The organism is Stakelama pacifica, assembly GCF_004361835.1.
In the GTDB taxonomy this organism is placed as follows: Bacteria; Pseudomonadota; Alphaproteobacteria; order Sphingomonadales; family Sphingomonadaceae; genus Sphingomonas; species Sphingomonas pacifica.
Genome location: NZ_SNWD01000013.1, coordinates 79,204 through 104,851, shown reverse-complemented (window position 1 = coordinate 104,851; position 25,648 = coordinate 79,204). Strand labels below are relative to the sequence as shown.

Here is a 25,648-nt window from a genome sequence, read left to right as displayed (position 1 = left end):
GCCCCCAATACGGTTGTTGCCATCACGCCCAGTGAAGGGCATCAAAACGGCCCAAGGCTCTACTCGTAAATGGTAGAAACTACGGGCTCAGACCAGTCGCCCACGCATGTTGAAATATTGTACGATATTGCAGCTCAATTTGTAAACCCTTGTATGCAGCGCCATGATGACTGTTTACGTCGTATTTATATACGTCGTGTATGCCGCGATAGCCGTCAGGTTTAGGGTTCTGTATGTAGTCGTATTTTCCCGGGGCGTTGCGCAGTTCATGCTTAAAATTAGCACGATGAAAATTACTTCTGAAGATATTCAGTTGGTCTATGTCTTGGAAAATGAGTCTGCAGCCTGCAACATCGTCCATTCTATGGAGTTTCATGTCAGGAAAGCGTCTTAACTTTCCGATGATTGTCTGGCGCCGTTTATGCCGCTGGGCTACTACAACCGATTGGCCGCGTGTTCTATTGCGGAGTAGAGCTTGAAAACTATTTAGAACATGTCTGTGCGCTGCCCGCCATTGTTCTAATATCATGAAGTCGCTGGCTGCAGGCTTTCCGTCACGTATAGCTTCCCCTGCTTTGCTAACGCGTTTGCGCGAGCCGCCCGGATATTCTCCGTCAAGTAAGAGGGGCATAGTTCTGTCTCTGCATCAGCGCGCACTCAGCCAATCTATTTCAGGACATTCAATTCCATAGCTTTGAATAGCGTAATAGGTACAACTCCTCGCTACCCCTCATCCTCAACCTCGATCACCGGCGGGTGCAGCCGCAACCGCGTCACCCGGCGCGAATCGGCTTCGGTGATTTCCAGCTTCCAGCCGCTGGCATGTTCCAGCCATTCGCCGGGTTCGGGGACGTGCCCTGCCAGCACGAAGGCCAGCCCGCCCAGCGTGTCGACATCCTCCTCGACCTCTTCCAGTCGGGCATCGATCGTTTCGGCGACATCCTCCAACTCGGCGCGCGCATCGGCTTCCCAGATGCCCTCGTCGAGCGGGACCAGCATGGGCGGCGGCTCTTCGTCATGCTCGTCCTCGATCTCGCCGACGATTTCCTCGATCAGATCCTCGATCGTGATCAGCCCTTCGGTGCCCGAATATTCGTCGAGCACGATGGCAAGATGCGTGCGGCTTTGCTGCATCCGCGCGAGCAGGTCGAGCGATCCCATCGACTGCGGCACATAAAGCGGCTGGCGGATCAGCGAGGCGATGCTCTCCGGCCGCTCGGCGCCGGTGGCGAGGATGTTGAACACATCCTTCACATGGATCATGCCGATCACGGTATCGAGATTTTCGCGATAGACGGGCAGGCGGCTATGCCCGGCATCGGCGAACAGCGCGACCATATCGTCGAAGCTCGTTTGTTCCTCGAGCGCGATCATCTCGCCGCGCGGGACACCGACATCGCCTGCATCGCGCTCGCCGAAATGGAGCAGGTTCTTGAGCATCTGAAGCTCGATCGGGGCAAGGTCGCCCGCTACCGGCTCCTCAGCTTCGCGTTCATGCGCGACGATCGCATCCTCGATCCGTTCGCGAAGCGTGTCGGCATGTTCGCTGCCGACGAAAAGCGCGCGGATGCCGCGCCATAAACTGCCGCTACTGTCGCCGTTCCCGGCGCTACTTTGGCCCTCTGACATTAGGGGTCTTTAGTCCTCACGAACAGAATAGGGATCGTGCAGGCCGAGCGTGGCAAGCGCGTCGCGCTCAATATCTTCCATCGCTTCGGCTTCCGCATCGTCCTGATGATCGAAGCCCAATAAATGCAGGCAGCCGTGAACAATCAAGTGGCTCGCATGATCTGCGACCGAAATTTCACGTTCCGCCGCCTCTTTTACGCACACATCATACGCAAGCACGATATCGCCGAGCAGCACTTCGCCATCGTCGCTGTTCAGCGTGACCGTGTCGAGCAGGTCGGGCTGAATCATCGGGAAGGAAAGCACGTTGGTCGGCTTGTCCTGCCCGCGATATTGCCGGTTGAGCTGATGCACCTCGTCATTGCCGGTCAGCCGAACGGCGATTTCGATCAGCGCGGGATCGTTGATCCATGCCGCCTGCGGGGTACGGGCGATCGCGGCGCGCGCCGCGGCTCCGGCCAGCTTCTCCCAGTCGGTATCCGCGTTCCAGTCGTCTTCGCGCTGAACGGCGACGTCAAGCATGTGTCAGCCCTTTGTGCATAGCGTGTGTGCGATATGCGTCGCCAACGGCGCAGCGGCGAAAAGAGTTCATTCCGCTTTGCCTTCATAGGCTTCGACGATCCGCCCGACCACCGGATGGCGAACGACATCGGCGGCGGTGAAGCGTACCACGCCGATTCCGTCGACCCCTTCCAGCCGCCCGACGGCATCCGCAAGGCCGGATGCCGGAATTCCGCCGGGAAGGTCGACCTGTTTGGGGTCGCCGCACACCACCATCCGGCTGTTCTGGCCGAAGCGGGTGAGGAACATCTTCATCTGGGCAGGCGTGGTATTCTGCGCCTCATCCAGAATGACGAAGGCATCGGCGAGCGTGCGGCCGCGCATGAACGCGATCGGGGCGATCTCGATCTCACCGCTGGCGATCCGACGCTCGACCTGTTCGGGCGGCATGCAATCGAACAATGCGTCGTAGAGCGGGCGGAGATAGGGATCGACCTTCTCCTTCATATCGCCGGGCAGAAAGCCCAGCCGCTCGCCCGCCTCGACCGCGGGACGCGACAGGATCAGCCGCTGAACCGATCCGGTGATCAGCTGCACCACCGCCTGCGCGACCGCCAGATAGGTCTTGCCGGTGCCCGCAGGCCCCAGCGCGAAGATGATGTCGTTCGACACCAGCGAGCGCATATAATCGGCCTGGGTAAGCGAGCGCGGCACGATCGTCTTGCGCCGGGTGCGGATCATGATCGAGGGCGGGGCATTGTTGCTTTCCGCGCGGATGATGCCCGCCAGAGTGGGCTCGGCCGACATGGCGATCACTGCGTCGATCAGGCCGGTATCGACCTCTTCGCCCCGGATCACGCGCGATTGCAGCTCCTGCAACACCTCGCGCGCGCGGGCGACCGATTCGGCGGACCCTTCGATCCCCACCCGGTCGCCGCGCGCGGTGATATAGACGCCCAGCCGCTCTTCGAGCGCGAGCAGATTCGCGTCATATTCGCCGAACAGGCGGGGGAGGAGCTGCGGCTTGTCGAACGTAACCTCTACCCGGCTGCGTTCGCCGGACTGGGCGGGTACGGGCTTGCGGCTCATGCAATTCCTTGAAGCGTTGCCATTGTCTCGCAATCGTAGCCGCTCGGAAGGGGGAGCGGAACCCGCGAAATCGCAGCTTCGCCTTTTCAACCGGTCAGGCGGCCGTCCGGATCTGCTCAATGCCGGCGACGCTGTTCGGTCCCGCGCTTTCGATCTCGACCGTCACGATATCGCCGATCGCGGAATCGGTGACGAGATGCACCGATTGCAGCCAGGGCGATTTGCCGATCAGCTGGCCCGGACGGCGTCCCTTGCGTTCGAGCAGCACATCGCATCGCCGTCCGACGCTGTCCGCATTGAACGCTGCCTGTCCTTCGCCGATCACCGCCTGAAGCCGTTGCAGCCGTTCGTCCGCGATATGCGCTTCGACTTCGCCCTCCATACCCGCCGCCGGTGTTCCGGGGCGCGGAGAATATTTGAAGCTGAACGCATGCGCATAGCGCACCTCACGCACCAGACTCAGCGTGTCTTCGAAATCGGCATCGGTTTCGCCGGGAAAGCCGACGATGAAATCGCCCGATAGCGCGATATCGGGTCGCGCGGCGCGTACGCGATCAAGGATGCGCAAATAGGAATCGCGGCTATGGCTGCGGTTCATCGCTTTCAGGATGCGGTCGCTGCCCGACTGTACCGGCAGATGCAGATAGGGCATCAGCTTCTCGACATCGGCATGCGCATCGATCAGCCCCTGCCGCATATCGTTGGGATGGCTGGTCGTATAGCGGATGCGCGCCAGCCCATCGATCGCATCGAGTTCGCGGATCAGCATGTCGAGCCCGCGCCCGTCATCTTCCCACGCATTCACATTCTGCCCCAGCAGCGTGATTTCCTTCGCGCCTGCGTCGACCAGCGCCTTCGCCTCATCGACGATCGCGGCGAAGGGGCGTGAGATTTCCGCGCCGCGGGTATAGGGTACCACGCAATAGGTGCAGAATTTGTCGCATCCTTCCTGCACCGTCAGAAAGGCGGAAGGGCTGACGCGGCGACGGCTGGGGAGCGCGCCGAATTTGGATGCGGCGGGCATGTCGGTGTCGAGCGCCCGCTTTCCCGACGCAGCTTTCGCCACCAGATCGGGAAGGTTGTGATAGGCCTGCGGCCCGACCACGACATCGACCTTGGCGCGCCGCGAAATCTCTTCCCCCTCGGCCTGTGCGACACAGCCGGCGACAGCGATCATGGGGCGGCTGCCATCGTCGCGGCGCAGGCGGCCGATTTCGGAATAGACCTTTTCGGTCGCCTTTTCGCGGATATGGCAGGTGTTGAGCACGACCAGATCGGCCGATGCCGCATCGGCCTCGGTCAGCCCCTGCCGGGCCATTAATTCGCTCATCCGCTCGCCGTCATAGACATTCATCTGACAGCCGAAGGATTTGACGTGATAGGTTTTGGGAGATGTCGCCATGGCGGGGCGCTATACTGATTTGCGCGTGTCCGCACAACGCATGGCCGTTCGATCAGGCCGGAGGGCCGATCAGGCGGCGGGTGGGTCTTCGGACCGGCGCTGGACGCCATCGGGCCAGCGTGCGGGATCGTCCGTGCGTCCCGCCCACCAGTCGTGACCGATAAAGTCGTCGGGCGGCGCGCCGGTGCGCGCTTCGAACGCCTCCGAAATACGCCGCTTCGCTTCCGCAGCGATATTCTTGCGCCCCGGAAAGTCATGCGGGTCGAAGGGGTCAAGGAACACGACGCGCAGGCCGAACGATCCGGCGCGCGACAGCACGCGGATCGCATTGTCCTTGCCCGTCTCATCGCCAATCCATGCAAGATCGCGGCCGCGTGCATCGTAGGCGAGCAGGATCGGCTGGACCAATACACCCGGAGGCGGCGGCTCCAGCACCTTGAGCAACGGCGATTTGAACGGCAGCAGCGACGCACCGTCGGTCGTCGTGCCTTCGGGGAAAACGGTTACCGCCCAGTTATCGGCAAAGGCTTCGCGCAGTTGGTTGATCTGATCGGCGACGCGCAGCCTTTGTTCGCGCGAAACGAACACGGTGCGGTTCAGCGTCGCGAGCCAGCCGACCACCGGCGCATCACGGATTTCGGCCTTGGACACGAACGCGCTGCCGCTTGTTCCCGCAATCGCGAGGATATCGATCCAGCCGATATGGTTGGAGATATAGAAAACGTCGCGCTTTAGAGGGGTGCCCACCCGGCTTACCCGCGCCCCTGAAATACGCGCGCAGGCGGCGAGGAAATATTTCGGCCAGGGCGAGGGGAAGCGCAGCAGCCGGAAGAGATAATGGAGCGGAATGCAGACAATCGCGCAGAGCAGCATCATCGCCACGCGCATCGCCAGCCGAATCCGCGCGATGGCGGAGTGGTGCGGCGGATGACCGGCGGCAGCCGCCAGCCGCTCAGCCCTTGCGGTTGAGCGCGACCCCATACAGCTCCATGCGGTGATCAACGAGGCGGAAGCCAAGCCGTTCGGCGATCTGTTTTTGCAGCAATTCCAGTTCGGGATCGACGAATTCGATCACCTTGCCGGTTTCGACATCGATCAGATGGTCGTGATGCGCTTCGGGAGCAGGTTCGTACCGGGCGCGTCCGTCGCCGAAATCATGGCGGTCGAGAATGCCCGCCTCTTCGAACAGACGGACCGTGCGATAGACGGTCGCGATGGAAATACCCGAATCGATCTGCGAAGCGCGCTCATAGACCTTTTCCACATCGGGATGGTCGTCGGCTTCGGACAGGACGCGGGCAATGACCTTGCGCTGTTCGGTAATGCGCAGGCCTTTTTCGTGGCACAGGGCTTCGAGATCGATTTTACGGGGCATCAGCTTCCTTCTTACAGGGCCGATGTAGCCATGATCGCACGCCGGGAAAAGACCGCGCGCGCCTGTCTTCGCCGGATTGTCCGAAAAGACAAAGCGCGCAGCGGCTTTTCAGGCGGCAATCAGCGCTTGCGGCGCTTGGTGCCGAGACCGATCTTCTTCGCCAGATTGCGGCGCTGCTCGGCATAATTGGGCGCGACCATCGGGTAATCGGCGGGAAGATTCCATTTCGTCCGGTACTGCTCCGGCGTCATCTGATAATGAGTCATCAGGTGGCGCTTGAGCATCTTCAGCTTCTTGCCGTCTTCCAGACAGACGATGTAATCGGGCTTTACCGAAGAACGGATCGAAACGGCAGGCTCCTGCTTCACTTCGGCTTCTTCGGCTGCACCGGAAAGACCGGTCAGCGCACCATGAACATTTTGAATGAGCAGCGGCAGGTCGGAAACCGCCACGCTGTTATTGCTGACATGGGCGGCGACGATGTCTGCCGTCAGCGTCACCAGCGTTTCCTGCATATCCGACTGATTATCCATTACTTTCCTCATACTTCAAAAAGGCGATAATTTTGCGTTTTTCCCCTTGCCGTCCCTATCAGCGCTCGGTCGTTGCAATGCAACAGGAAAATTAGAGTATTTACGCTATTCTTCTATGATCGAGCGACGAAAAGTCTGCGCGTTGAACTGTTCGCCCGCCGCGCCGCGATAATAGTTTCGCCGTTCGCCGATCTTGGTAAATCCCTCTTCGGCATATAGCGCAACCGCAGGATTTCCGGAGCGAACTTCAAGATGAAGATTGGTCGCACCGCGCAATTGCGCCTCAACAATTGTTGCCCGAAGCAATGCCCGCCCGGCACCGCCGCGCCGCGCGGCGGGATCGACAGCCAGCAGCAGCAGCTCGGCATCGTCCAATATGGCACGCGACATCGCGAATCCGACCGCCTGGTCGTCGCGCACCGCAATCGTCATCCAGACGCCCGGCAATGCGAACATCCCCGCGCACTGCGCAGGAGTCCATGCTTCGCCATAGCGCGGATCGAAGGCGCAGGCGCACAGTCCGCCGACAATCCCCAGATCCTCGACACCGCCGCTGCGCAGCAGAAAATTCGTGGCCTTCCGCGTCATGGCGCCACCGGCTTTGCATCGGGCGCACGTCCGTAGATCGGGACGGCAGGAAGCGACCGAAGCGACTCGGGCAGCGTCAGTGTGCAGGCGGCATCGGGAAGCGCTTCGGCAGCGGCCAGCGCCGGGTCGATCGCCAGCAGATGGAGAACGCCGTTGCCCACGGCTTGCCGGCCGCCAAGCAAGCCGAGCGCGGCGTCGGGCTTCATCGATGCCAGAGCGGTTACGGGGCGGAGGGGATGCGCTTCGAACCCCTGAACGAACACTTCGCCATGCCCGCCCTCCAGCACAACCATCAGCGCATCGGCCGCTGCCGGGTTCGCAAAATGCGCTGCCGCAATCAGTGCGGTCGAGCTGAATCCGCTGACCGTCGCGCCCCAGCCGATGCCCAGCCCGCGTGCCGCGGCAAGGCCGACGCGAACGCCGGTGAAACTTCCCGGCCCGCAATCGACCAATATCCTCTCGGCGCGCCCCTGTTCGGGAAATGCGCCGATCATCGGAATGAGCCGCTCGGCATGGCCGCGCCCCACAACCTGATGTTCGTTCGCGATTATCGTATCGCCATCGAACAGCGCAATCGAACAGGCTGCGGTGGCGGTTTCTATGACAAGGGTTCGCACGCTTTAATGGTCAGACGATCCGGTTGAACTTCTCGAATTCGGGCCGCGGACTGCGATCGAAGATCGTTTCCGGGTCGCCATGGCCCAGTGTCGAGATGAAATTCACCTTCACATTGGGTTCGTCGCCGAAAAAGGCGGCGTTCACCTGTTCGGGGTCAAAGCCGGACATTGGGCCTGTATCGAGGCCGATCGCGCGCGCGGCGATGATGAAATAAGCGCCCTGAAGCGAGGAATTGCGAAACGCATGTTCCTTGCGCTTGTCGGCATCGCCGGTGAACCAGCTTTTCGCGTCGGTATGCGGGAACAGCCAGGGCAGTTCTTCGTGGAAATTTTCGTCCATGCCGATCACTACCGAAGCGGGCGCCTGACGAATCTTGTCGGGATTGGTGCCGCTCGCGCATTGGGCGAGCTTTTCCTTCGCCGCGTCGCTGGTGCACCACACGAACCGCGCAGGCTGCTGATTGGCGCTGGTCGGTCCCATTTTCAGCAGGTCATAGATTTTGCGGATGTCCGCCTCAGTAACCGGCTGATCGGTATAGCCGTTGAACGTGCGCGCGGTGCGAAAAATCGTGTCCAACCCGGCATCGTCGAGCGGCGTACCCATGGCAATCATCCTTTGGTCAAAACGGAAAGTCAGTCGCGGTCAGACCGCGCGTACCTCGGTCACTTCGGGCACATAATGTTTCAGCAACTGTTCGATGCCGTGTTTCAGCGTCGCGGTCGAGGAGGGGCAGCCCGAACAGGCGCCCTGCATCTGAAGGAACACCTTCCCCTCGACAAAGCCCTTATACACGATATCGCCGCCGTCATTGGCGACCGCCGGGCGAACACGCGTATCGATCAGGTCACGGATCTGCGCGACGATATCGGCGTCCTCGGGGTTTTCTTCGAACGTCACGTCCGCTTCGCCCGGAACGCGGATTCCCGCAGCGCTGCCGGGTTTGAACAACGGCATTCCGGCCGAGAAATGGTCGAGCAGCACGGCAAGCACATCAGGCTTGAGCGCGGCCCAGTCCGTGCCCGGCGCAGCGGTGACCGAGATGAAATCCTTCCCGAAAAACACCCCCGTCACATCGCCCAGCCCGAACAGCGTTTCGGCGAGCGGGGAGGCTTCCGCCTCTTCGGGATCGGCGAAATCGCGCGTTCCCGATTCCATGACCGTGCGGCCGGGCAGGAATTTCAGTGTGGCGGGATTGGGCGTTGTTTCGGTTTCGATCAGCATGGCAGCGCATTTGGGCGTCCCCGGCGCTCTGATCAAGTGGCGGCGCGCGAAACGAAAAGTTTCTTTACTGTTTCGCGACCGCGTTCACGGTTCCTGCGAATTCCTCGAAATCGCGCGCTTCCGTAAAGTCCTTATACACGCTGGCAAAGCGGATATAGGCGACCGAATCGAGCCCTTTCAGCCCTTCCATTACCAGCTCGCCGATGGTTTTTGCGGCAACTTCGGGATCGCCGCCGGTTTCGAGCTGGCGCTGAATGCCGGAAACCAGCTTTTCGACCTGCTCGCGCCCAACGGGCCGTTTGCGGCACGCGATCGAGACCGATCGGACCAGCTTGTCGCGATCAAACGGTTCGCGCTTATCCTCGGATTTCAGCACGGTGAGGTCGCGCAGCTGGATGCGTTCGAACGTGGTGAACCGCGCCGCGCATGCCTCGCACTGGCGACGGCGACGAATCGCGGCCCCGTCCTCGGTCGGCCGCGAATCCTTTACCTGGCTATATTCATGGGCGCAGAAGGGGCAGCGCATCTCGGTCGGTTACTCTGTCTTTCTTTCGTTCGCGAGCCGCAGCCGGGAAGGTTTGGTGAAAGCCTGTCCCGACTGCACTCTATACGAACGCGGTGTTTTATTGGTTCGGATAGATCGGGAAGCGTTCACACAGGGCGCGAACACGGCTCTTGACGTCTTCCTCGACCTTCGGATCGCCCGCTTCGCCCTTGGCGGCAAGGCCGTCGAGCACGTCAGCGACCATATTGCCGATCTCGCGGAATTCAGCGACGCCGAAGCCGCGCGTGGTGCCTGCGGGCGAGCCGACGCGGATGCCGCTGGTCTTCACCGGCGGCAGCGGATCGAAGGGAATGCCGTTCTTGTTGCAGGTGATCGCCGCGCGTTCGAGCGCTTCGTCGGCATCCTTGCCGGTAACGCCGAGCGGACGCAGATCGACCAGCGCGACATGCGTGTCGGTACCGCCCGCGACCAGATCGCTGCCGCGCTCTTTCAGCGTGGAAGCAAGCGCCTTCGCATTGTCGACCACTGCCTTGATATAGGTCTTATATTCGGGCTGCAGCGCTTCGCCGAACGCAACCGCCTTGGCGGCGATGACGTGCATCAGCGGGCCGCCCTGAAGGCCGGGGAAGACCGCCGAATTGATCTTCTTCGCGATCGCTTCGTCATTGGTCAGCACCATGCCGCCGCGTGGGCCGCGCAGCGTCTTGTGCGTGGTCGTGGTGACGACATGCGCATGCGGCAGCGGCGAGGGGTGAAGCCCGCCCGCAACGATGCCTGCGAAATGCGCCATATCGACCATGAACAGTGCATCGACCTCATCGGCGATGGCACGGAAGCGGGCGAAATCGATCTGGCGCGGATACGCCGAGCCGCCCGCGATGATCAGCTTCGGGCGATGCTCCTTGGCCAGCCGCTCGACCTCGTCGAAGTCGATCAGATGGTCTTCCTTGCGAACGCCATATTGCACGGCGTTGAACCATTTGCCGCTCATCGCCGCTTTGGCACCATGGGTGAGGTGCCCGCCCGCATCGAGGCTGAGGCCGAGGATCGTGTCGCCCGGCTTGGTCAGCGCCAGCATCACCGCGCCGTTCGCCTGCGCGCCCGAATGCGGCTGAACATTGACGAAGCCGCAATCGAACAGCTTTTTGGCGCGCTCGATGGCCAGCGTCTCTACCTCATCGCTGGGATGACAGCCCTGATAATAGCGCTTGCCCGGATAGCCTTCGGCATATTTATTGGTGAAGATGCTGCCCTGCGCTTCGAGCACGGCCTTCGAAACGATGTTTTCCGACGCAATCAGTTCGATCTGATATTGCTCGCGCTCCAGCTCGTGGCGCACGCCCGCGAAGATCTCGGGATCGGCATCGGCAAGGCCGCGGGTGAAGAAACCATCGGGCTGCACATCGGTGATCGGATTGGTGCTCATATGCGTTCCCTTAACAAGTAAGCGGGTTGCGATTAGCGCCGGGCGCGAAAGGCGCGCCACGCAGCGGGGCATCGGCAGCGGCTATGTATCCGCTGACCGGATGGATTGCCACCATGGTTGTGCGCACGATGCGAAAAAACGGGACGGGAGGCGAAATGCAGGAACAGACCAACGCGCGGATGCCGATTGCCGCTGCAATACTGGGCGCGGCGGGGTTGTTGCCGCAGGCGGCGGCGCTGCTCGCGCTCGTGCTGGGCGGGCCGGGCTGGCAGCTGGGCGCGCTTGCCATGGGATTTGCTTATGCGGCGCTGATCTTCAGCTTTCTGGGCGGGGCGTGGTGGGGCCTTGCCGCGCGAAGCCACCCTGCACCGCAATGGGTGTTCGGCGCGGCTGTCCTGCCGTCGCTCATCGCGCTGGGGTGCGCAATTCCCTGGGCGTTCAGTGCCGCATGGCCCGGCCCATGGCTGATCGTGCTCAGCCTGTTCATACTGGCAAGTCCGGTAATCGATCTGGCGCTGCTGCGCGGCGGATTCGCCCCGCGCTGGTGGCTGCGCTTGCGCGTTCCGCTGTCGCTGGGGCTCGGCGCGATGACGCTCGCCATCGGTATGGTCGCTTAAAGCTGCGGCTCGCCCAGCTTGTCGACGCGGCGGCTGTGGCGATCGCCCAGAAATTCGGTGGCGAGAAAGCGTTCGACGCACGCCTTCGCCATTTCCGGGCCGACGAGTCGCGCGCCCAGCGCGATGACGTTCGCATCATTATGGCTGCGCGCCAGCTCGGCCGAAAGCGGTTCGGACACCAGTGCCGAGCGGCAGGCCGGATTGCGATTGACCGCGATCGAAATGCCGATTCCCGATCCGCACAGGGCAATGCCGAAGCGCGCTTCGCCCTCTGCTATCGCCTTGCCCAGCTTGTATCCATAATCGGGATAATCGACGCTTTCCGGGCCGTTGGTCCCCAGGTCGAGCACGTCATGTCCCGCGTCGCGCAACCAATCGGCGACTTCGGACTTGAGTTGATAGGCAGCATGATCGGCTGCAATGGCGATACGATGTGGCATGGCGGCTTCCTTACGCTGCAATGCCGCCCGCGCCAAGTCGGAGGAGAAAAGATGCGTACCATGTTCATTGCCGCCCCCGTTCTTGCCCTGCTTTCCGGATGCGGCGGCAATAGCCCTGAGGGGCAGCGCGGCGCCGAGGATGCGGGCGCGGCAATCGCGAACGCGGTGGGCGATACCAGCGCCGCGGTCGGCAACGGGATCGAGGATATGGGCAATGCGATCGCAGGCCCGGTCAAGCCCGGACGCTATGACGAATGGGTCGGCAAATGGGTGGGCGTCGAGGGCACCTATCTCGACATCAAAAAGCCGGGCGATGAAGATGCGAGCGCTGATTATGCGCTGACCATGCAATATGATCTCGATCATAAAGGCACCTATGACGGCAAGGCGACCAAAGCGGGCATCGCCTTTTCGCGCCCGGATGGCGACTATGTGCTGAAAAAGGCGACCGGCGATGAAATCGGGCTGAAATGGCTGGCGGGCAAGCAGGACTGTCTGATGGTCAAACAGGGCGAGGGCTATTGCCGCGACTGATCGGGGTTCGATATGAACCCGTATCGGTTGGCCTGGGTCTAACCCCGTCATTGCGGACCCCGGGGCGCGCGCGCGGCAATCCAGAGGCGGCGCGCGCGCCTGCTGGATCGCTTCGTCGCTTCGCTTCGCGCGATGACGAACATCTGCATTCGCTATCTGATGTCGCTTTCTTGATGGCCACGGTCATGATCGCGCAGCCGCATTGAAATAGCCGCGTCATACAGCGCGATTAGTGCCGACTGATCCCGCCGCGGTGGGCGGGTGAATCGGATCGGGATTTGGCGACCATGGCCTCCAGGGCTTCCATCGGTACGGGCCGCGCTGTCGGCGGCGCGGTGCATCGGCATCAGCAGCTTTCGAAACAGGGGCTGCTCGAACGCGCCTTTACCTTCGCATTTCGGGGGCTGGTGTATGCACAGATATGGGAAGACCCCGAGGTTGATCTGGAGGCGCTGGCGATCACACCCGATTGCCACGTCGTCACGATCGCCAGCGGCGGGTGCAACGTCCTTTCCTATCTCACTGCCGATCCGAAGGCGATCACGGCGGTCGACCTCAACACCGCGCATATCGCGCTCAACCGGCTGAAGGTCGCGGCGGCGCGGCATCTGCCCGACCATGGGGCGTTTCACCGCTTCTTTGCGCAGGCCAATCGCAAGGAAAATATCGCTGCCTATCTCACCTATGTCCGCCCGCATCTTGACGAGACGACGCGGCGCTATTGGGAAGGGCGCGGGCTGATCGGACGGCGGCGGATCAGCGGATTTTCGCGCGGCTTTTACAAGCGCGGGCTGCTCGGCGGGTTTATCGGCGCGGCGCACCGGATCGCGAAGCTGTACGGCGTCGATCCGCGCCTCATGCTGGAGGCGAAGACGATCGAAGAACAGCGCGTGATTTTCGACAGCAAATTCGCGCCCTTTTTCGACAAGAAATTCGTGCGCTGGCTGCTCGATCAGCCAGCCTCGCTGTTCGGCCTCGGCATCCCTCCCGCCCAATATGAGGCGCTGGCCGGCGACGAACCTGACGGCATGTCGGCGGTGGTGCGCCAGCGGCTGGAAAAGCTCGCCTGCGACTTCGCCCTCGCCGACAATTATTTCGCCTGGCAGGCATTCGGGCGCGGCTATGGCGAGGGCGCGGACGCGCCGCTGCCGCCCTATCTGAAGCCCGCAAATTACGATTCGGTGGTCGATCGGGTGGATCGCGTCGAAATCCGCCACGCCAATATGTGCGATTATCTCGACACCATGGCCGATGGTTCGCTCGACCGGTACATTCTGCTCGATGCGCAGGACTGGATGACCGACGAAGTGCTCACCCGGCTGTGGAGCGCGATTACCCGCACCGCAAAGCCGGGCGCGCGCGTGCTGTTCCGCACCGCTGCCGAACCGACGCTGCTGCCGGGCCGGGTGCCGCAGGAAATTCTCGACCGCTGGGACTATCGCGCGGCGGAATCGCTCGATTATACCCGGCGCGACCGGTCGGCGATTTATGGCGGCGTGCATCTTTACGTGCTGAAATGAGCGAGGGCGCGGGCGGCCATGCGGGCCATATGGATGCGATCTACCGCACCCAGCGGCATTTCTATGATCTGACCCGCAAATATTATCTGCTCGGCCGCGACGCGCTGATCCGCGATCTGCGCCCCGATCCGGGGGCGCGGGTTCTGGAGGTCGGATGCGGGACGGCACGCAATCTGATCGCGGCGGCGCAATACTGGCCGCTGGGCGAGTTTTATGGTTTCGATATTTCTGCGGCGATGCTCGAAACCGCGCGCGCCAATGTTGCGCGAAAGCGGCTCAGCGACCGCATCCGGCTGGCGCAGGGCGACGCGACGGCGGACACCGGCCCGGCGCTGTTTGACGTGCCTCGGTTCGACCGGGTGTTCATGAGCTATACGCTGTCGATGATTCCTGACTGGCAGGCGGCGATCCGGCTGGCCGCGCAGTCGGTCGGGGAGGGTGGCGCGCTCCATATCGTCGATTTCGGGCAGCAGGAGCAGCTACCCGGCGCATTCCGTGCCGGGCTGTTCGCATGGCTCGACAAGTTCGACGTGACCCCGCGCGCCGATCTTCGCGATACGCTCGAAGATATTGCGCGTGAGGAAGGGATGACCTGCCGTTTCACCGCGAAATATCGCGGCTATGCCTGGGCCGCGACGCTCAGTCGGTAAACCCCGGATCGGGGCTGCCCGTGCCGATAATGCCGTTCAAATATTCGGTCGCATAATCGACGCAGAGTTCGGTCTAGAGCAATTTGTGATCCGACATTTGCTGCACGCGGTAATAGCGTTTGAAGTAAGCGATCTGCGCCGCGCGGTCGCGTCCCGGCTTTGCGATGATCGGGGGTTTTACCTCATCGACATAATAGGCGGCGTCTTCGTCGCGATACACCGAAGCGAACATGTCGAACACGCCCGATTTCAGCACTTTGAACCCCGGATGCGCCGCCTTGATCGCGATCTGGTCATAATGATGGTCATTGCCCAGATTGGTCGTCTGAAGCGCGGTCGGGACATCGAACCCGGCCTGTTCCAGCGCTTTCATGGTTTCATGTTCGGGCGAGATGATGTTGAAATCGCCGAGCAGGATCAGGTTCGAATCCCATCCTGCCTCTTCAGGTTTTGCCCAGTCGCGCGAGCGAGCCCGCGCGACCATCGCCTTTGCCTCATCCTCCTGCCGCTGCGCCAGAAATTGCGCGAGCCGCTCGATCTCCGCCTTGCGCTGGGCAAGTCCTGCCGCGCCCGTTCCGTAAAAGATATGCACCGTGCATAGCTTGAATTTCAGCCAGCTTGCGCGGAATGCGACCGAAAAGGGCGTACGGGCAAATTGCAGTTCGGTGTTCGACCCGTCGGCGCGCGGCGCGACGATCTTCTGCCCCTCGGGCAACACGATCTCGCCCGCTTCGTTGCAAAAGCGCACTTTCGCCTTGCGATAGAGAAAGGCGAGCCGTTCATTATTGCCCGGCCCGCGATCGCTCGGCCCGCCGCCGGTCGTATCAGTGACGAGATAGTCCCATTCCTCGCCCAGATGATGATCGATCAGTTCCTGCAATTTGGTGAGGTCGCGATTGACCTCCTGCAGTGCGACCAGATCAAAATGATCGATGATCTCGGCGATATAGAGCATCGATTCGGGGCTGCGGTCATAGCCGCCGCCATCGCCGAAATGCATCAGATTCCATGTGGCGAGGCGCAGGCTGTTCTGCTGCGTCGTGTCGTGAATTTCGGCGCGCAGTGCGGCCTTGAGCGCTTTGAGACGCTCGGCGACAAAGCTGCGATGCGGGTCGATGAATTGCCAGCGAAGCGAACGGATGATCGTCATGCACCCCTCCCATGGCAGGGGGACAACGAGTCCCGGTCCGCCGGGTGCAGCTTATAGCATCGGCCTTATCGCCTGTCAGGCGGCGAGGCGAAGCTCCAGACGATCCCAGATTTCGACCAGCGCATCGACCAGATCGCGCATCATCGCTTCGTCATGCGCCGGGCCGGGGGTGAAGCGCAGCCGTTCGCTGCCGCGCGGCACGGTCGGGAAATTGATCGGCTGCACATAGACGCCATATTCGGCGAGCAAAATGTCGCTGATCCGCTTCGCCTTAACCGGATCGCCGACCATCAGCGGCACGATATGCGTGGTCGAATCCATCACCGGCAGGCCGTTGTCGCGCATCATCGCCTTCAGCGTCGCGGCCGCTGCCTGCTGCCCCTCGCGCTCGGCGCTGGAGCTTTTGAGGTGGCGGATGCTGGCGAGCGCACCCGCGACCAATACGGGCGAAAGCGAGGTGGTGAAGATGAAACCCGGTGCATAGCTGCGGATCACATCGATGATCTTCTTATCCGCCGCGATATAGCCGCCCATCACGCCGATCGCCTTGGCAAGCGTGCCTTCGATGATGGTCAGCCGGTGCGCGGCATCGTCGCGCTCCGAAATGCCGCCGCCGCGCGCGCCGTACATGCCGACCGCATGGACTTCGTCCAGATAGGTCAGCGCATTATATTTGTCGGCCAGATCGCAGATCGCATTGATCGGCGCGACATCGCCATCCATCGAATAGACGCTTTCGAACGCGATCAGCTTCGGCACCGCCGGGTCTTCGGCTGCGAGCAGTTCTTCCAGATGCGCGACATCATTGTGACGGAACACGCGCTTTTCACAGCCCGAATTACGGATGCCCGCAATCATCGATGCATGGTTCAGCTCATCGGAAAAGATGATGCAGCCGGGCAGGATCTTGGCGAGCGTCGACAGCGTCGCCTCGTTTGAGACATATCCGCTCGTGAACAGCAATGCGCCCTGTTTGCCGTGCAGATCGGCAAGCTCGTTTTCCAGATCGATATGATAATGGGTGTTGCCGCCGATATTACGCGTGCCGCCGGACCCTGCGCCGACATCGTGCAGCGCCTCTTCCATCGCGGCGATCACATCGGGATGCTGTCCCATCGCCAGATAATCGTTCGAGCACCAGACGGTGATCGGCTTGGGGCCGTTATGCCCTGCAAAACAGCGCGCATTGGGGAACATGCCCTTGTTGCGCAGAATGTCGATAAAGACGCGATAGCGCCCTTCGGCGTGGAGCCGGTCGATCGCCTGCGCAAAGGCGCGGTCATAATCGATCCCCGGGGCGGCATGGGTTTCGCTGCTCATGATTCCAGTGAGGTAGTCCGAACGACCGCCAAATACCAGTGCCTTGGCCGTTTCTACGTATTCATCCGGGGTACGGGCCCCGGAAAGCGAGTCAAACTTGCTCTCGATCAAGTCGGTCGCGCAACGTTTCTGCTACACCGTAACCATCGTGGCCGTCCGACTCACGAGCATGGCCGCGGCTGAGAGACCGAGTGCGCTCCCGCTCCGAATCGGAGGGAAAGCAGATGATCGATTTTCCGGATCGACAATATTGGGAACGGCGCGAACGTCAGGCGCTGAAATCCGCCGAACGTGCGCAGGACGGACAGGCGCGACGCGCGCATCGCGAGATGGCGCAGCGCTATTCCGTCATGGCGCATGACGGCGAGCTGGCCGACTCGACCATTCCCGAACGCGGCTGATCGCTACAGCGCCTCGATTGAATCGAGGCCATGGCGGCGCAATGCCGGGGCCAGCGCGGCCTCGGCATCGCCCAGCCGTGTGAACACCGCGCGACCCGCCACCGGCTCTTCCGGCCATGTTTGACCGTCGGTCAGATACGCGATGCGGCGTGCAATCCCGGGCCCGCCGTCGACGAAGCGAACCGGATGCGGTGCCGCCTGCGCCAGTTCGTCGGCGATCAGCGGGAAATGGGTGCAGGCATTGACGACGATGTCGATGCGTTCGCCGCCCGGCTGATCGAACAAACCGGCGATCGCGGTGCGATATGCCGCAATATCGGTTGCCTCGCCGCGCAGCTTCGCTTCGGCGAGCCGGACAAGCGCCGCCGACCCGTGGCGCAGCACCGTGCAATCGCTTGCGAAGCGCCCCGTCAGATCCTCGACATAGCCCTGCCGCACCGTGGCAAGCGTGCCCAGCACGCCGATCGTGCGCGTGACGCTCTGTTCGGCGGCCGGCTTGATCGCGGGAACGGTGCCGACGATCGGCAGGTCGAGCGCGCTGCGCACTGCCGCCAGCGCGATGGTCGAGGCAGTGTTGCATGCGATCACGATCAGTCGTGGGTGAAACCGTTCAGTGAGACGACCGAGCAGCGCGGGAACGCGCGCCGCAATCTCCGCATCGCTTCGCGTTCCATAGGGAAATCCGGCCGAATCGGCGGCATAGACGATCGGTGCATGAGGAAGCAGCGCGCGGGTAGGGCCGAGCACGGAAAGCCCGCCGACGCCCGAATCGAAAAACAGCAATGGCCGCGCATCGTGCATGGCGGGCGCTGATGATCCGCCGTTCAGCCTGCGTCAAGCGGCACAAAACATGATCGAGGTTGTTGCTGCTCCGCAATTGACGGCCTATCAGGCGACTTACAAGGGGAGGATTGTGCAGACCGAAATCATCTGGCTATCGCCTGCGGGTGCGTTGTTGCTGGGCTATCTGCTCGGCGCGATCCCGTTCGGCATGATCCTCACCGCGATGGCGGGCGGGGGCGACCTGCGCAGTATCGGTTCGGGCAATATCGGCGCGACCAACGTGCTGCGCACCGGGCGTAAGGGGCTGGCCGCAGCGACGCTGCTGCTTGATGTCGCAAAGGGATGGGCGGCGGTGTATCTCACCAGCCTTGTCTTTCCGGGCAACGAACTGCTCGCGGCCGCGGCTGCGTTTCTGGGCCATTGCTATCCCATCTGGCTGAAATTTCGCGGCGGAAAGGGCGTTGCGACGCTGATGGGCATTGCGCTCGCGCTCTATTGGCCCTGTGCGCTGGTCTATGCGGTGATCTGGCTCGGCCTGCTCGCGACATTGCGCATCTCCTCGATGGCGGGAATGACGGCGGCGCTCAGCACGCCGGTCAGCGCGGCATGGTTCGGCCGGTTCGATCTGGTGCTGCTGTTCCTTGCGCTCGCATTGCTGACGCTGTGGAAGCATCGCACCAATATCGAACGGCTGATTGCGGGCGAGGAGCCGCGAATCGGCGGGACGCGATGAGCGAGGCGGAGCGCCGCTTCGCGCGGCTTCGCCTGATCCGATCGGCCAATATCGGCCCCGTCTCCTATGTTCAGCTCGTCGCCCGGTTCGGCGATGCGCAGGGCGCGCTCGACGCGCTGCCCGACCTCGCCCGGCGCGGTGGCGGGCGTGCGCCGGTCATTGCCGAGGAGCGCGCGATCGAGCGCGAAATCGCGGCGGTCGAGCGGCTCGGGGCGCGCTATCTCTTTCTCGACGATCCCGATTATCCGCCGCTGCTCGCCGAACTCGACAATGCCCCGCCCGCGCTTATCCTTCGCGGCGACCTGTCGCTGGCTGAGCGCCCCTGCGTCGCAATGGTCGGCGCGCGCAATGCCTCCGCCGCCGCCTGTCGATTCGCGCGAATTCTGGCGCAGAATTTGTCGGGCATGGGGGTGAGTGTGGTTTCGGGGCTTGCGCGCGGGATCGATACACAGGCGCATATCGGGTCGATCGAGGGCGGGACGATCGGGGTCATCGCCAGCGGCATCGACATTGCCTTTCCGCCTGAAAATGCGCGTCTTCAGGAAGCGGTCGCGAATCGCGGCCTGCTGATCGCCGAACAGCCGCCGGGCACCGATCCGCGCGCACGCCATTTTCCCTATCGCAACCGGATCATCGCCGGACTGGCGCAAGGTACGGTGGTGGTCGAAGCGGTGCCCAAATCGGGATCGCTGATTACCGCCCGGCTCGCCGGGGAAGCGGGGCGCGAGGTGATGGCGGTGCCCGGCAGCCCGCTCGACCCGCGCGCGCAGGGATGCAATCTGCTGATCCGCGACGGCGCGACGCTGGTGCAGTCGGCCGAAGATATCATGGAAATGATCCGCCCGATCGATCCGCGCTCGGTTCGCTCGCCCGCCGCCCGGTTCGGCGGCGCTCCCGTCGCGTCGGATGCGGGCGATGCCGAACGCCGTTCGATCACTGCCCTGCTGGGTCCTGTGCCGGTCGCGATCGACGAGCTGATCCGCCAGTCGGGTGAGGTTCCGGCGGTGGTGCAGACCGTGCTGCTCGAACTCGAACTGGCCGGGCGGCTGGAACGCCATGCAGGCGGGCGGGTAAGCCTGATCCCCGGTTCAGACGGCTTTTAACTCGTCGATCAGCAGTGTCATTAATTCGGGGGCGGGAAGCGCGCGGGCAAGCGGTGCGCCTTGCCCGGCCCATTGCGCGCCATAGCCCGGCTCTCCGGCGGCCTTATGCGCGGCGTTGAGCGCCTTCCCGGCGTGATATGCCCGCGGATAATCGGGGACAGGGACCGGCAGTGTTTCGCCCAGCCGGGTGAAGCGATTGGCGAGGCAGCGGGCGGGTCGCCCCGAAATCGCGCGCGTCATGATCGTGTGATCCGCAGCCGCGCCGGCCAGAGCAGCGCGATAGCCGGCATCCGCAGCGCTTTCGGGACATGCGACAAAGGCGGTGCCGAGCTGCGCCGCGACCGCGCCCAGCGACAAAGCGGCGGCGATGCCTGCGCCGTCCATGATGCCGCCCGCCGCAATCACCGGGAGTGTCGAGCGGCGTACGAGCAGCCGGGTCAGCGCCATCGTGCTGAGCCGGTCATCGGGTGCATCGGGATCGAACATGCCGCGATGGCCGCCCGCTTCATAGCCCTGCGCAATCACTGCATCCATGCCGGCGCGTTCGGCGGCGAGCGCCTCTGCCGGACTGGTGACGCTCGCCAGCAGGAGGCAGCCCGCTTCGCGAAGTGCGGCCGCGTGCGAGGGTTCGGGCAGGCCGAAATGGAAGCTCACCACCGCCGGGCGCTCCTCGCACAGCATGGCGAGCACCGCATTGTCTTCGGCGAGGCTGGTATAGGGGCTGGTCAGCGCTTCAGGCGGCTCGGCACTCGCTTCGGCAAAGGCCGGGGCGAGCGCGGCCAGCCATGCCGCTTCGCGCGCCGCATCGGTTGGTGGTGTCGCGTGGACGAACAGATTGACGTGGAAGGCGCGATCGGTGCGCGCTCGCGTTTCCTCGATCATCGCACGCGCGGCCTCAGAATCGCTTGCACCAAGGCCGAGCGCACCAAGGCCGCCTGCCTCGCTCACCGCAGCGGCGAGGGCAGGGGTCGCCACCCCCGCCATCGGCGCCTGAAAAATCGGTGCGGTGAGGCCGATTCGCTCGAGCAGAGTCACATCTTCTCCTTCAACCCCAAACGGATCAGCCACCAGTTGGTGGGATAAGCGGTCGCAAATCCGGCGAGCATCGCAATCTGCATCAGCCACCAGAATTCGGGGGTGTTCACCTCCGCTACCCCGCCATAGGCCGGTTTGAACCATAAAAACTGACCGATTGCCATCAGCCCGTACATGCCGACCTGCCAGCTGGTGATCGACAGCGTATCGGCCTTCATCGCTGCCCATATGCCTTTGCCGAAGGAGAGGCCGCGCATCGGGACGATGGTGAAATACTGGAACACGATGCCGATCGCGAAGGCGACCAGATAGTCGGGAATCCAGGCCGCGAAAATCTTTTCCGCGAACAGGCTCTGCCAGCCGAAGAAGACCGCGATGCCGGGCAGCGCAAAGACAGCCCATTCGACGATGATATCGCCCAGCGTACATCCCGCCCCGCAATGCGACGCACCCTTGGCGACTGCGATCGGCATCGGCGGATCATCGTCCTGCGTCCCGTCATTGCGCCCGAAACTGCGATAGAAAGCGAGCCAGACGACGCTGCCGAACAGCGCGGTCAGCGGCCAGACCAGATTCATGATCCACATTTTTTGCGGATATCGCATTTCATCGACGGCGATATAGGTTGCGCAGAGAAAGCCCACGCCCAGCGAAACGATCGACAGCGTGTGTACCCATGCCGGAAAATCAGCCAATATAACCTCCTCGGCATCGATAACGGTACAGCCGATCGATCCGATCCACGGTACATGCGGAGCGTTTATGGCAAAGCGGCTGACAATGTTTGAAGGGGCGGCGATCGCATTATTTTCCGGCCTGTGCGTGGTCGCGCTGACCTGGTGGTGGTTGTATCAAACAATTTTTGTAGGCGGCTTATTGCTCCTTTCCATGCTGGTGGTGCTCGGTGGCGCGTTTGGGTGCGTTGGAGCCTATCACGCTTTTACCGAGAGCTGGACCATCGGGCGCCGTCTGCGCGTCGCGCTTGCAGTTCCGATTGCGCTCCTAGGCGCGTTCGCGCTTGCGCCCCTGCTGCGACAACAGGGCCTTTGGCTGATGGCAAAGGCGCAGTTGTCCGAACATCGCGCGCAATATGCCGGCGCTGGCAGCGCAGCGTTTGCGGTCGTTCAGGGTATTCCCGACGGCGGCGCATCCATCATTCGTACCGAGGGCGAATCGCCGGAAAAATGGACCTACGGGACGTTTCAACGGGTGGCTGGCGGATCGCTGAACGGTTGTAGCGCGCTCGAACCACGCTATTTCCTTTGCACGTTCGGGTGAGCGGCGGTTCACGGACCGAATCCAACAATCCGGCTGTCCCCGAACTTGACGAGGCGCTAGGAGGCTCCCCATCCTCGTACGCACACACGTAAGGACCCGTTTTAGACCCCCATGCAGCTTGTCATCGTAGAATCGCCGGCAAAGGCGAAAACCATCGAGAAATATCTCGGCAAGGATTACCGCGTTCTGGCGAGCTATGGCCATGTCCGCGATCTGCCGCCCAAGGACGGATCGGTCGATCCCGAACACGGGTTCGAAATGTCGTGGGAAACCTATGCCGACAAATCGAAGCAGCTAAAGGCGATCACGGATGAGGCGAAAAAGGCCGACCGACTGATCCTCGCGACTGACCCTGATCGCGAGGGCGAGGCGATTTCGTGGCATGTGCAGGAAGTGCTGGCGAAGAAGAAGGCGCTGCCCAAGGAGGTTGAGCGCGTCACCTTCAACGCGATCACCAAAAAGGCGGTCACCGACGCGATGCAGGCCCCGCGCGGGCTCGATACCGATCTGATCGATGCCTATCGCGCGCGCCGTGCGCTCGATTATCTGGTCGGCTTCACCCTGTCGCCGGTGCTGTGGCGCAAGCTGCCGGGTGCGAAATCAGCGGGCCGGGTGCAGTCGGTCGCGCTGCGGCTGGTGGTCGAGCGTGAGCGCGAGATCGAAAGCTTCATCGCGCAGGAATATTGGTCGGTTGCCGCCGATATGGAGCAGGACGGTACCGGCTTCGAAGCGCGCCTCGTGCGGTTCGAAGGCGACAAGATCGACCGGCTGACGATCGGCGATGAAGCGACCGCGATGCGCGCAAAGGCTGCCGTCGAGGAAGGCCGCTTCACGGTTGCATCGGTCGAGACCAAGCCCGGCACGCGCAACCCGCCGCCGCCTTTCACCACCTCGACCCTGCAGCAGGAAGCGGCGCGCAAGCTCGGCTTTTCGGCAAGCCACACGATGCGGATCGCGCAGGCGCTGTATGAGGACGGCGCGATCACGTATATGCGTACTGATGGCGTTCAGATGGACGGCGGTGCGATTGCCGAAGCCCGCAAGGCGATCCAGACGCGCTATGACGGCGGCTATGTCCCCGAAAAGCCCCGCCAATATCAGACCAAGGCGAAGAACGCGCAGGAAGCGCATGAGGCGATTCGCCCCACCGACTTTTCAAAGGACCGCGCCGGGTCAGGCGACCATGGCCGCCTGTACGACCTGATTTTCAAGCGCGCGCTGGCCAGCCAGATGGCGTCGGCGCGGCTCGAACGCACCACGATCGAAATGGAGGACGGGACTGGCCGCACCGCGCTGCGTGCGACCGGGCAGGTCGTGCTCTTCCCCGGCTTCCTCGCGCTGTATGAGGAAGGCCGCGACGATGAGGGCGACGAGGATTCGCGCCGTCTGCCGATGCTGCGCGAGGGCGATTCGCCCGCGAAGAAGGGCGTGCGCGCCGAACAGCATTTCACCCAGCCGCCGCCGCGCTTTTCGGAAGCGTCGCTGGTCAAGCGGCTGGAGGAATTGGGCATCGGGCGTCCGTCCACTTATGCCTCGATCATTCAGGTGCTGAAGGACCGCGCTTATGTGCGGACCGAGAAGAACCGATTCTTCGCCGAAGAAACCGGGCGGCTGCTGACCGCGTTCCTTGAGCGCTTTTTCGAAAAATATGTCAGCTACGATTTCACCGCCGGGCTTGAGGAAGAACTCGACGATGTGTCGGGCGGACGCGCGGCGTGGCAGGCGGTGCTGGAAGCGTTCTGGCGCGACTTCAAACCGCGCACCAGCGAGGTCATGGAGTTCAAACCGTCCGAAGTGACGGCGGAACTCGACCAGTTCCTCGAACCCTTCCTCTTCCCGCCCAAGGCCGACGGGTCGGACCCGCGCGCCTGCCCCAATTGCGGGGACGGCAGGTTGGCTTTGCGCGGCGGCAAGTTCGGGGCGTTTGTTGCCTGCTCCAACTATCCCGAATGCAAATATACCCGCGCCTTTGCACAGCCGGGTGTCGCGTCCGAAGATACCGGCCCCGAAGGACTGGGCAAGGATCCGGAGACGGGCCTGGAGGTCGAGCGCAAGACCGGACGCTTCGGCCCGTATATCCAGCTGGGTGAGGGCAAAGAGGCGAAGCGCGCGTCGATCCCGAAGGATCTGCCCGGCGAACTCGATCTGGAATGGGCGCTGAAGCTGCTCAGCCTGCCGCGCACGATTGGCAACCACCCCGAAACGGGCGAGCCGATCGAGGCGGCAATCGGGCGCTATGGCCCCTATCTGAAGCATGACGGCAAATATGCGCGGCTGTCCTCGACCGAGGAAGTGTTCGAAACGGGCATGAACGCCGCTGTCGTGAAGCTGGCCGAGGCTGCCGAAAAGGGGCCGCGTGCGCGCGGTGCCGCCCGCGAGCCGCTAAAGGTCTTCGGTGCGCATCCGCGTACGGGCGAAGAGGTGAAGCTGATGGAGGGGCGCTATGGCGCCTATGTCACCGACGGCACCACCAATGCGACGCTGCCCAAGACGATCGACAAGGATGCGCTGACGCTGGAAGAAGCAGCGCAACTGATCGACGATAAGGCTGCGAAGGGCCCGGCGAAGAAGAAGACCGCCAAAAAGGCGGCGCCGAAGAAAAAGGCTCCGGCCAAGAAGAAACCTGCGGCGAAGAAGAAGGCGGCGGCTGAGGAGTGAATCAGGTCGCGTTGATCGCGCGATTGTCATTGCGAGCCCCGAAGGGGCGCGGCAATCCAGAGCGTCACGCGTGCCACTGGATCGCTTCGTCGCTGCGCTTCTCGCGATGACGAATTGACCCGTGAGTTGCGCCTCTTTCCCTCTGCAACAGTCCTGCCGTTCCCGCTTCCGGGGGCGGACCGTGCTGTCGGAGCGGCGGCACCGGACCGGGTTGCCGCGCCGCCGCTCCGTCAAAGCTTTAATTCAGGCGGTTTCCGGTTTCGCGAAGCCAGGCGCGTGCCTGCTTCTGCGCTTCCGAAATTTCCACCGCGCTCATGAAATCGGCGATTTCCGCGCGGCATTCCTGTGCGCGCAGATTGCCGTTCAGCGCGGCGAGGTTGAACCATTTGTGCGCCGCGATCAGATCGACATCCAGTCCCGCCGAACCGGTCGAAAATACCATACCCAGATCGAACCATGCCTCGCTGTCGCCGCGTGCCGCCTGCTGTAACCGACTGTCGATCTGAAACGTGTTGTTCTTAGTGCCCATGATAGTCATC

The 25,648-nt window shown here is 62.6% G+C and carries 30 protein-coding genes; 9 read left to right on the top strand and 21 right to left on the bottom strand.

The window, feature by feature from the left end; translation table 11 throughout:
* Window positions 1-79: 79 nt before the first annotated feature.
* From EV664_RS15825 to glyA, 14 genes are all read right to left on the bottom strand, one after another.
* Window positions 80-631, bottom strand: coding sequence for a RelA/SpoT domain-containing protein (locus EV664_RS15825; RefSeq protein WP_133496688.1), 552 nt, complete (start codon window positions 629-631; stop codon window positions 80-82).
* A gap of 92 nt (window positions 632-723) precedes the next feature.
* The gene (locus EV664_RS15820; RefSeq protein WP_133496687.1) at window positions 724-1,629 is read right to left on the bottom strand and encodes a hemolysin family protein; all 906 of its coding nucleotides are present in this window, start codon (window positions 1,627-1,629) and stop codon (window positions 724-726) included.
* A gap of 9 nt (window positions 1,630-1,638) precedes the next feature.
* The gene (ybeY, locus tag EV664_RS15815) at window positions 1,639-2,151 is read right to left on the bottom strand and encodes an rRNA maturation RNase YbeY (protein ID WP_133496686.1); all 513 of its coding nucleotides are present in this window, start codon (window positions 2,149-2,151) and stop codon (window positions 1,639-1,641) included.
* Window positions 2,152-2,217: 66 nt separating this feature from the next.
* On the bottom strand, window positions 2,218-3,219 hold the full coding sequence (locus tag EV664_RS15810; protein WP_133496685.1) for a PhoH family protein: 1,002 nt from the start codon (window positions 3,217-3,219) through the stop codon (window positions 2,218-2,220).
* Between the two features lie 94 nt (window positions 3,220-3,313).
* Window positions 3,314-4,621, bottom strand: a complete 1,308-nt coding sequence (gene miaB / locus EV664_RS15805) for a tRNA (N6-isopentenyl adenosine(37)-C2)-methylthiotransferase MiaB (protein ID WP_133496684.1) — start codon at window positions 4,619-4,621, stop codon at window positions 3,314-3,316.
* Between the two features lie 69 nt (window positions 4,622-4,690).
* A complete protein-coding gene (locus EV664_RS15800) occupies window positions 4,691-5,602 on the bottom strand; it encodes a lysophospholipid acyltransferase family protein (RefSeq protein WP_133496683.1) in 912 nt (303 codons plus the stop codon).
* On the bottom strand, window positions 5,574-5,996 hold the full coding sequence (locus EV664_RS15795) for a Fur family transcriptional regulator (protein ID WP_133496682.1): 423 nt from the start codon (window positions 5,994-5,996) through the stop codon (window positions 5,574-5,576). The genes EV664_RS15800 and EV664_RS15795 overlap by 29 nt, the downstream gene beginning before the upstream one ends.
* A gap of 119 nt (window positions 5,997-6,115) precedes the next feature.
* The gene (locus tag EV664_RS15790) at window positions 6,116-6,529 is read right to left on the bottom strand and encodes a Ros/MucR family transcriptional regulator (protein WP_133496681.1); all 414 of its coding nucleotides are present in this window, start codon (window positions 6,527-6,529) and stop codon (window positions 6,116-6,118) included.
* A 105-nt stretch (window positions 6,530-6,634) separates the two neighbouring features.
* On the bottom strand, window positions 6,635-7,117 hold the full coding sequence (locus tag EV664_RS15785; RefSeq protein WP_133496680.1) for a GNAT family N-acetyltransferase: 483 nt from the start codon (window positions 7,115-7,117) through the stop codon (window positions 6,635-6,637).
* Entirely contained in the window at window positions 7,114-7,734 is a 621-nt protein-coding gene (tsaB, locus tag EV664_RS15780) for a tRNA (adenosine(37)-N6)-threonylcarbamoyltransferase complex dimerization subunit type 1 TsaB (protein ID WP_133496679.1), read from the bottom strand. Before tsaB ends, EV664_RS15785 begins: the two co-directional genes overlap by 4 nt.
* A gap of 10 nt (window positions 7,735-7,744) precedes the next feature.
* Window positions 7,745-8,338, bottom strand: coding sequence for a malonic semialdehyde reductase (locus EV664_RS15775; RefSeq protein WP_133496678.1), 594 nt, complete (start codon window positions 8,336-8,338; stop codon window positions 7,745-7,747).
* 39 nt (window positions 8,339-8,377) lie between these two features.
* The gene (locus tag EV664_RS15770) at window positions 8,378-8,956 is read right to left on the bottom strand and encodes a NifU family protein (RefSeq protein ID WP_133496677.1); all 579 of its coding nucleotides are present in this window, start codon (window positions 8,954-8,956) and stop codon (window positions 8,378-8,380) included.
* Between the two features lie 64 nt (window positions 8,957-9,020).
* Window positions 9,021-9,482, bottom strand: coding sequence for a transcriptional regulator NrdR (nrdR, locus tag EV664_RS15765; RefSeq protein WP_133496676.1), 462 nt, complete (start codon window positions 9,480-9,482; stop codon window positions 9,021-9,023).
* 97 nt (window positions 9,483-9,579) lie between these two features.
* Window positions 9,580-10,887, bottom strand: coding sequence for a serine hydroxymethyltransferase (glyA, locus tag EV664_RS15760; RefSeq protein WP_133496675.1), 1,308 nt, complete (start codon window positions 10,885-10,887; stop codon window positions 9,580-9,582).
* A gap of 155 nt (window positions 10,888-11,042) precedes the next feature.
* Here glyA and EV664_RS15755 point away from each other — a divergent pair, with 155 nt between their 5' ends.
* Window positions 11,043-11,504 carry a DUF3429 domain-containing protein gene (locus tag EV664_RS15755; protein WP_229668293.1) on the top strand — a complete coding sequence of 154 codons (462 nt, stop codon included), beginning with the start codon at window positions 11,043-11,045 and terminating at the stop codon, window positions 11,502-11,504.
* Here the strand turns inward: EV664_RS15755 and rpiB are convergent.
* A complete protein-coding gene (gene rpiB, locus EV664_RS15750) occupies window positions 11,501-11,944 on the bottom strand; it encodes a ribose 5-phosphate isomerase B (RefSeq protein WP_133496674.1) in 444 nt (147 codons plus the stop codon). The two genes, EV664_RS15755 and rpiB, sit on opposite strands and share 4 nt — an antisense overlap.
* 51 nt (window positions 11,945-11,995) lie before the next feature.
* On the opposite strand from rpiB, the gene EV664_RS15745 reads away from it, so the two are divergent.
* The 3 genes from EV664_RS15745 to EV664_RS15735 all read left to right on the top strand — a co-directional run bounded on the left by EV664_RS15745 (window position 11,996) and on the right by EV664_RS15735 (window position 14,648).
* Window positions 11,996-12,478 (top strand): hypothetical protein, encoded by a 483-nt coding sequence (locus tag EV664_RS15745; RefSeq protein WP_133496673.1) that lies wholly within the window; start codon window positions 11,996-11,998, stop codon window positions 12,476-12,478.
* 287 nt (window positions 12,479-12,765) lie between these two features.
* A complete protein-coding gene (locus EV664_RS15740) occupies window positions 12,766-13,998 on the top strand; it encodes a BtaA family protein (RefSeq protein WP_133496672.1) in 1,233 nt (410 codons plus the stop codon).
* Complete coding sequence (locus EV664_RS15735) at window positions 13,995-14,648, top strand: class I SAM-dependent methyltransferase (RefSeq protein WP_133496671.1); 654 nt, start codon at window positions 13,995-13,997, stop codon at window positions 14,646-14,648. The genes EV664_RS15740 and EV664_RS15735 overlap by 4 nt, the downstream gene beginning before the upstream one ends.
* A 73-nt stretch (window positions 14,649-14,721) precedes the next feature.
* Here EV664_RS15735 and EV664_RS15730 read toward each other — a convergent pair whose 3' ends face one another.
* Together EV664_RS15730 and hemA are read right to left on the bottom strand one after the other, a co-directional pair.
* Entirely contained in the window at window positions 14,722-15,798 is a 1,077-nt protein-coding gene (locus EV664_RS15730; RefSeq protein ID WP_133496670.1) for an endonuclease/exonuclease/phosphatase family protein, read from the bottom strand.
* A 75-nt stretch (window positions 15,799-15,873) separates the two neighbouring features.
* Window positions 15,874-17,118: a 5-aminolevulinate synthase gene (hemA, locus tag EV664_RS15725; RefSeq protein ID WP_373287524.1), complete on the bottom strand. Its 1,245-nt coding sequence runs from the start codon at window positions 17,116-17,118 to the stop codon at window positions 15,874-15,876.
* Window positions 17,119-17,342: 224 nt separating this feature from the next.
* On the opposite strand from hemA, the gene EV664_RS19335 reads away from it, so the two are divergent.
* Window positions 17,343-17,519 (top strand): hypothetical protein, encoded by a 177-nt coding sequence (locus EV664_RS19335; protein ID WP_162848882.1) that lies wholly within the window; start codon window positions 17,343-17,345, stop codon window positions 17,517-17,519.
* Between the two features lie 3 nt (window positions 17,520-17,522).
* Here EV664_RS19335 and murI read toward each other — a convergent pair whose 3' ends face one another.
* Window positions 17,523-18,320, bottom strand: a complete 798-nt coding sequence (gene murI, locus EV664_RS15720) for a glutamate racemase (RefSeq protein ID WP_133496669.1) — start codon at window positions 18,318-18,320, stop codon at window positions 17,523-17,525.
* Window positions 18,321-18,432: 112 nt separating this feature from the next.
* Here murI and plsY point away from each other — a divergent pair, with 112 nt between their 5' ends.
* Together plsY and dprA are read left to right on the top strand one after the other, a co-directional pair.
* The gene (plsY, locus tag EV664_RS15715) at window positions 18,433-19,035 is read left to right on the top strand and encodes a glycerol-3-phosphate 1-O-acyltransferase PlsY (RefSeq protein WP_229668299.1); all 603 of its coding nucleotides are present in this window, start codon (window positions 18,433-18,435) and stop codon (window positions 19,033-19,035) included.
* Window positions 19,032-20,138, top strand: coding sequence for a DNA-processing protein DprA (dprA, locus tag EV664_RS15710; protein WP_133496667.1), 1,107 nt, complete (start codon window positions 19,032-19,034; stop codon window positions 20,136-20,138). The genes plsY and dprA overlap by 4 nt, the downstream gene beginning before the upstream one ends.
* Here the strand turns inward: dprA and EV664_RS15705 are convergent.
* Window positions 20,124-21,173, bottom strand: coding sequence for an NAD(P)H-dependent flavin oxidoreductase (locus tag EV664_RS15705; RefSeq protein ID WP_133496666.1), 1,050 nt, complete (start codon window positions 21,171-21,173; stop codon window positions 20,124-20,126). The genes dprA and EV664_RS15705 overlap by 15 nt on opposite strands.
* A complete protein-coding gene (locus EV664_RS15700) occupies window positions 21,170-21,868 on the bottom strand; it encodes a DUF4396 domain-containing protein (RefSeq protein WP_229668294.1) in 699 nt (232 codons plus the stop codon). The genes EV664_RS15705 and EV664_RS15700 overlap by 4 nt, the downstream gene beginning before the upstream one ends.
* 67 nt (window positions 21,869-21,935) lie before the next feature.
* Between EV664_RS15700 and EV664_RS15695 the strand changes: the two genes are divergently transcribed.
* Complete coding sequence (locus tag EV664_RS15695) at window positions 21,936-22,451, top strand: hypothetical protein (RefSeq protein ID WP_133496665.1); 516 nt, start codon at window positions 21,936-21,938, stop codon at window positions 22,449-22,451.
* 111 nt (window positions 22,452-22,562) lie between these two features.
* Complete coding sequence (gene topA, locus EV664_RS15690) at window positions 22,563-25,109, top strand: type I DNA topoisomerase (protein ID WP_133496664.1); 2,547 nt, start codon at window positions 22,563-22,565, stop codon at window positions 25,107-25,109.
* A gap of 238 nt (window positions 25,110-25,347) precedes the next feature.
* Here topA and EV664_RS15685 read toward each other — a convergent pair whose 3' ends face one another.
* Complete coding sequence (locus tag EV664_RS15685) at window positions 25,348-25,638, bottom strand: SEL1-like repeat protein (protein ID WP_133496663.1); 291 nt, start codon at window positions 25,636-25,638, stop codon at window positions 25,348-25,350.
* Window positions 25,639-25,648 lie beyond the last annotated feature (10 nt).